This is a genomic window from Polaromonas sp. P1_G4 (genome assembly GCF_056405475.1).
Window position 1 is genome coordinate 1 of record NZ_JBFUCA010000261.1, and the last position, 5,789, is coordinate 5,789.

Annotated in this window: 6 protein-coding genes; 2 read left to right on the forward strand and 4 right to left on the reverse strand. The window is 65.6% G+C overall.

Annotated elements, in window-relative coordinates:
• Positions 1–379 (reverse strand): LysR family transcriptional regulator (locus tag AC1D1X_RS13715; protein ID WP_477698461.1); only part of this gene is annotated, 379 nt, incomplete at its 3' end.
• 206 nt (positions 380–585) lie between these two features.
• Here AC1D1X_RS13715 and AC1D1X_RS13720 point away from each other — a divergent pair.
• Complete coding sequence (locus AC1D1X_RS13720; protein WP_477670167.1) at positions 586–870, forward strand: DUF4148 domain-containing protein; 285 nt, start codon at positions 586–588, stop codon at positions 868–870.
• A 144-nt stretch (positions 871–1,014) separates the two neighbouring features.
• On the forward strand, positions 1,015–1,836 hold the full coding sequence (locus AC1D1X_RS13725) for a hypothetical protein (protein WP_477670166.1): 822 nt from the start codon (positions 1,015–1,017) through the stop codon (positions 1,834–1,836).
• Between the two features lie 306 nt (positions 1,837–2,142).
• On the opposite strand, the gene AC1D1X_RS13730 is transcribed toward AC1D1X_RS13725, so the two are convergent.
• The 3 genes from AC1D1X_RS13730 to AC1D1X_RS13740 form a co-directional block, all read right to left on the reverse strand.
• Positions 2,143–3,294 carry a DUF1513 domain-containing protein gene (locus tag AC1D1X_RS13730; protein WP_477698462.1) on the reverse strand — a complete coding sequence of 384 codons (1,152 nt, stop codon included), beginning with the start codon at positions 3,292–3,294 and terminating at the stop codon, positions 2,143–2,145.
• A gap of 8 nt (positions 3,295–3,302) precedes the next feature.
• Entirely contained in the window at positions 3,303–4,400 is a 1,098-nt protein-coding gene (locus AC1D1X_RS13735) for an imelysin family protein (RefSeq protein ID WP_477670164.1), read from the reverse strand.
• A 5-nt stretch (positions 4,401–4,405) separates the two neighbouring features.
• Positions 4,406–5,789: di-heme oxidoreductase family protein (locus AC1D1X_RS13740; protein WP_477698463.1), on the reverse strand; the 1,384-nt coding region annotated here is incomplete at its 5' end.

Sequence of the window (5,789 nt, forward strand, 5' to 3'; positions counted from 1 at the left end):
CATAGATATCCAGCACGACCTTGGGGTAGCGCCGCGCGAACTCCGCCACCAGGGGCGCAATCACGTGCACGGCAAATACCGGCGGGGTCAGAATGCGGATGACGCCGGACATTTCCTGCGCATGGGCCTGGGCGGCGGCATGCGCTTCGTCGATGTCATCGAGGATGTGGCGCACCCGTGCCAGGTAGGCCTCGCCGGCATCCGTCAGGGCCAGGCGGCGGGTGGTGCGCTGCAGCAGCCGCACGCCCAGGTGATCTTCCAGGTCGCCGACCAGCCGCGTCACCACGGCGGAAGACATGTCGAATTTGCGCGCTGCGGCCGCAAAACTCCCGTCATCCACCACCTGCTGAAAAACGCGCATTGATTGAAGCCGGTCCATGGTTTACCCCTAAGTTAAGCCATCATTGTTGCTGATTCAACAGTAATGTATTGTTGAAATTGCTATTTTTTGATCGATTTGAATGGAATAAAGTTCATACATCGATGAGCCGAAGCCCACTACAAGGCGACTCACCGAGGCTGGACAGACGGGAAGATGAGCCCGCCATGCCCGGAACGTCACTTAACTTTGAGAGGATATTCATCATGAAATCGAACTTTATCGCCGCTTCCGTTGTTGCTGTTGCCGCCCTGACTTCCGTGGCTGCTTCTGCCCAAACCTTCAACTCCTATTTGTTTGACCAGATGCAGGCACCTGCGACCAAAACCCGTGCTGAAGTCAAAAGCGAGGTGCTGCAGGCACAAAACGCCGGCTCCGCTTCGAGCTACAACGGCGCCACCGCCCAGCAAAACCTGGGCGCTCCCCGCGCCGAGAAGGCCGGTGCAGCACCCCAGGCTGCTGCTGAAGCTGTGAAGACCAGCCAGCAATAAGCCAGTACGGCGCCGGCGCCTGGCCGGTCCCGACGCTTTTCGCCCCGGCAGCCTTTGGCTGCCGGGGCGATTGCATTTGGGCCTGCGGGATTCACGCAGGCCGTATACGACAGTATCCGGCCGCACTCTAGAATTCCCCTCATCTTGAGAACCTCCAACGCACCTTACGCCTTTGCCTTTGTCGCCGCGCAGCTGTTGGCCCTGCCGGGCCTGGGTCTGGCGCTTTACCTGTACACCGTTGGCAGGATGGCGGGCAGTGGTGGCTGGCTGATTGGAGTGTTCGAGCTGCTGTTTTCAGGCGTGGTGGTGCTGCCCGCGGTGCTGCTGTGCACGGTGCTCCTGCTGATTGCAGGCTTGTTCTCCCGGGTGCGGCCATGGGCTTGCCTCGTGCTATTGCTGGTCAATGCGGCCGTGCTGGCTGTTGGCTGGGCGATCAGTCCAGCCACCGAAGCCGCGGAGCTGCTGGTCTGGGTCGCCACAGCGCTTTCGGCCGCGGCTGCTGCTGCGCTGGCGTGGCAGGCGTTCTCGCCGGTGACGAGGCCTGAGCGGAACATGCTGTGGGGACAGCTCCTGCTGGTTGTCGGGCTTGGGATTGGATTGGGGCTGGCAGGCGGCGGCAGTGTCCCTGCTCCGTCACCTGCCGAGCCGGACCCCATGGCAGCGATACCGCCGGAGCGCGTATTCAAGGGACTTCTGGGTGGCAAGCCGGTGCACCTCGCGGTGCATGACTGCAAGGTCTACCGCGCCATACCCAAGTCATCCAAGGAGCCCGGCGAGAACGGCTGGCAGATGGTGCTTGAACCCGATCTCTATCCCTTCTTCACGTATTGCGAGCGGCAGTCGCTGCAGGCAGATAATGGCGTCGTCACCGTCACCCTCGGGCGCATCGCCTTCGGTGCAGGGGGCTGCTGCGCCACGGGTGGCACTTACCGTTCCAGGGACGGTGAGCTGTGGAAGAAGCTGTGAAGTCCGCCGAGTAACGGAGCCGGATAGGGCGCCGAACAAGCTGCGCTCGAATCCGCAGGGCATCAGGTTGCTATAAAAGTAATAGCTGGTTGCGCAGAACCTGCTTGGGTCAAAGCCGTTTTTCGCTTTGAAAATAGCCGTTTTTTGTTGTCCGGGGATGGCAAAAATCCAGAAAAATCCCTGCCGGCATGCGGTTTCAGGGCCTTTTTTGTGTGCCAAATGTGCCGGTAGCCCAATAACAACGCGCGCGACCAGCTATCAAAAAGATAGCGATTTGCCGATGCCCTCAGTCAACCCAACCGTTATCTAACCCGCAAGCGGCGCCCAGTGGTTGTCCAGCCGCATATTTTTGAGCGCCGGCAAAGCTGTGCGGCCTGCGCCGTCGCGTGTCATTGCGGCGAGCCGCCCCCCGGCCCACAGTATGGTGTCAGCCTGGCCCTCCGCCGGAGCCGACGTGACGGCGCAGGCCTCTTCCAGCGGGAAAAAACCTGTCCAGCGCCCATCGGCCTGCCATATGGCCACGCCGTTGGCGCGCGGGCAGCTCACGGCAAAACCGCCCGCCGCCCAAGTGATGTCGCCGCCGTAGCCAGCCAGTACGCGTCCGTCGGCGGCGCAGGCTTGCAACTTCCGGCCGTCAAAAAGCGCCAGCACGGGCGCGGCGGTTCTGGCCGCGGTGTCATCATGCTCGGCCTGCAGCGCGATGCCCAGGACACGCGCACCGCCCGCCGCCGGCGCGCCGCCCCAGGCCATGTGCCGCAGGCTCAGGCGCCTGTCGGCCAGGCGCCACTGGCCCAGCAGCGCGCCGCTGCGTGCGTCCAGCCGCACCAGCGAGGCGTCCATGCGGTCCATGTGAATTTTCAGGCGGCCGGTTTCAGGCAGCGCGGGAATGCCGCCGTTCGCGACGACCAAACTGCCGTCGTCGTCCAGCAAAAGTTCGTGCGGGTCCATGCCGTGGGTCGGCCATTCGGCCAATTTCTCCAGCGTGGCGGCATCACGCAGGCCGACCAGGCCTTCGCCGGTTTCGAGGTTTGTTTCGGTGGTGTAGAGCGTTTTGYCGTCGGGGCTGGCGATCACGTGGCCGTTGAAGGCGCGGTCGGGCTCGGCCCAACCCCAGGCGATGGCCTGGCCGGTGCCGTCGCCTTCGGGCTTCCAGCGCAGCAGCCAGTCGCCCGGCCGGCGGGCCACCGCCAGCAGCGTGCCGCTGCGCTCAACCCACACACCATGGGCGCGCGTCGGTACGTCGAGTGCGGCGCTGACCCGGAGCGCGGCGCTGCGATACGCCAGCACACCGACCTGGTAGCCGTGCGCGGCCTCCCAGACGGCGGCCAGCTGCTGCGGCCGAGTAGTGGCGGTGACGGCAGCTGCCAGGGCGGGACTGAGCCAGGCGCTGGTGCCGGCCGCTGCCAGCACCAGCCATTGCCGGCGCCGCAGTGTTGTCAGGGCCTCAGCCTTATTCATGCAAATTCCTAGTCGCCGTCGGCGTCTGAAAAGCCGATGCTCACTTCCAGCGCTGGCGCGATGTCGGCTTCCGCGAGTTTTTTCAGGTCGGCCAGTGAACGCCCGGCGCTGCCCATGCCGGCCTTGTTGACGGGCGATGCGCTTTGCATGGCTTTGTCGGCTTTGTTCACCGCTTGCGCGAGCTGGTTGGCCGGCTCGTTGCGGCCGAGCCCGCGCAAATAGGTTTCCAGCGGTGCCAGGCCGGCACCGGGTAGCGGTGCTTCACGCGCCTGTGACGCGCCCAGTGTGCGCAGCGCCTGCCATTGCGCGGCCCAGCGCGCTGCAGTCTGGCCGCTGGCGCTGCGCGCATAAGCGGCGTTGCGGTTACCTTGCGCCCCGGCCATGCGGGGCTTTTCCATCTCGGCCCAGCGCAGGCGTTCCAGCGAGCCGGTCCACTGGTTGACCAGCTCGCTCATCGCCGGCCCATTGCTTTCTTCCGATTCGCCGGGTTGGCGCGCTGCCAGCTCGCCGAAGGCTTTGGCCAGCGTGTCAGCTTCGCGCTGGATATCGGCAGCCACCTGCACGGCGTAGCGGCACGCCGGCATGTCGGGTACTGACGACGAAACAGGCTGGCTCCACAGCAGCCATTCGAGCGCCGGCAAGCCCTTGGCCGGCGTGCCTATGCTTTCCATCGCGGCGGCATCTTGCGGCGCTGACTGAATCGCCCGCTTGATGAGCTCGGGCCGCGTCGGCGAAAAGTCGATCTGCCGCGCGGAGCGCCGCTGCACCAGCGGGCCGATTTGCACGCCGCTCAAGCGGTCCCAGGCGAGCGCGGTGGTTTTCCAGCGATCGCGGGCCTGCTCCAGTCGGGCAGCGGCAGTGTCTGCATTCGCATCGCACACCGCAGAGACCGCTGACGGCAAGGCACCGGCCTGTTCGGCAAACGCAGCGGCCTGCGGCGCGTACCAAAAGCGATAGACGCCGCGCATGAAATCACCCGCCGTATAGAACGGCACGGCAACGTTGGGCGCGACGGTTTGCGCGTGCAGGGCGCCGCAGGCCAGCAGGGAAAGCACGCCAGCTACAGCCAGCAGGGCAGGCCGGCATGGAGGGCGAAGCGTATTCATGAGGCTCATAACGACTCGAGAAATTTCACCAGCGCGGCGCGTTCCTGCGCATTCATCCGCAGGACTTTGTCCTTGCTGGCTTTGGCTTCGCCGTCGTGCCACAGCACGGCTTCCAGCGCGCCGCGCGCGCGGCCGTCGTGCAGAAGACGGTTGTGGCCGTTCACGTCGGGCACCAGGCCGATGCCCCACAGCGGCGGCGTGCGCCACTGGCGGCCATCGGCCAGGAAGTCGGGCCGGCCGTCGGCCAGGCCTTCGCCCATGTCGTGCAGCAGCAGGTCGGTGTAGGGCCAGATGGTCTGGCCTTGCACGGCCTTGCTGCCCAGCCGCGGAAACGGGCTTTCGCCGGTGACGTAGCTCGGGCGGTGGCAGGCGGCACACTGCGCTTGGGCAAACAGTTTCTGGCCGCGCACCACCTGGGCATCGCGCGGATTGCGGCGTGCCGCCGGTGCCAGCGTGGTTTCATAAAACACCACGTCATTGAATGTTTTTTCGTCAATCTCGCTCGCCTTGCCCTGTGCGCCGCGCGGCGCCGCCAGGCAGTCTTTCTGGGCGGCCGTGCATGTCTCTTTCGGAAAGACCGGCGAGGTGATGCCCATGTCGCCGAGGAAGGCGCCGGCGGTCTGGTGCGCCAGCGTGGCGACGTTGGCCTTCCAGCCGAAGCGGCCTGTGCGCATCTGCTGCGTCGGCGCGTCCCACACCTGGTTGACGACGCCACGCACCGGACTGTCGGAGGCGGCCTGCTCGCGCGCATTGCGCAGGATTTCCGCTTCAGGAATCGCTTCGAGCAAACCCACGCCGGCCATCTGCGGCGCGATGCGCGGGCTCACCATCACATCTTTGGCCATCGGGCCGTAGTTGAGTTTGCTGAAACCGTAGCGGGGCTTTTGCAGCTGGTAGGGTGTGCCGTCGGCGAACTTGCCGCGCACCACGTCGTAGCGCAGGGATATCTGCCCCTCGGGCATCACGCCCTGCACCGCGAAATTGGAAAACTGGTCGCCGTATACCGGGTCCGGCAGCGGCCCGCCGTGCGCGTCCTTGCCCGGCACCGACAGGCGCAGCAGCAGGCCGACCGGCTGGTCGGCCAGGCCGCGGTTGAAGTCGGGCGGTGCGCCGCGCCCGTCCTGCACATGGCAGCCGCCACAGGAGCGGGCGATGAAGTGCGGGCCGAGGCCGTCACGCGCGGTGGTGGAGGAGGGCGCCTGCACCCAGTTGCGCTTGAAGAAAGAATTGCCGATGACAAAACGCGTGCGTTCCTCGTCGCCCAGGTTGGCCAGCGGAAATGAAAACGCGTTGTGGCCGGTGGCAAACACCGTGGTGTCGCCGCCGGTTTTCTCGTCGTCGGGCGCCGTGCCGGCTTGCGCACCCGGCCCTGCCGACGCCCAGAAGGCC

Bases quoted from the DNA above. Each gene is read 5' to 3' on its own strand.
- AC1D1X_RS13720 (WP_477670167.1), top strand. From the start codon at position 586: ATGAAATCGAACTTTATCGCCGCTTCCGTTGTTGCTGTTGCCGCCCTG.
- AC1D1X_RS13735 (WP_477670164.1), bottom strand. From the start codon at position 4,400: ATGAATACGCTTCGCCCTCCATGCCGGCCTGCCCTGCTGGCTGTAGCT.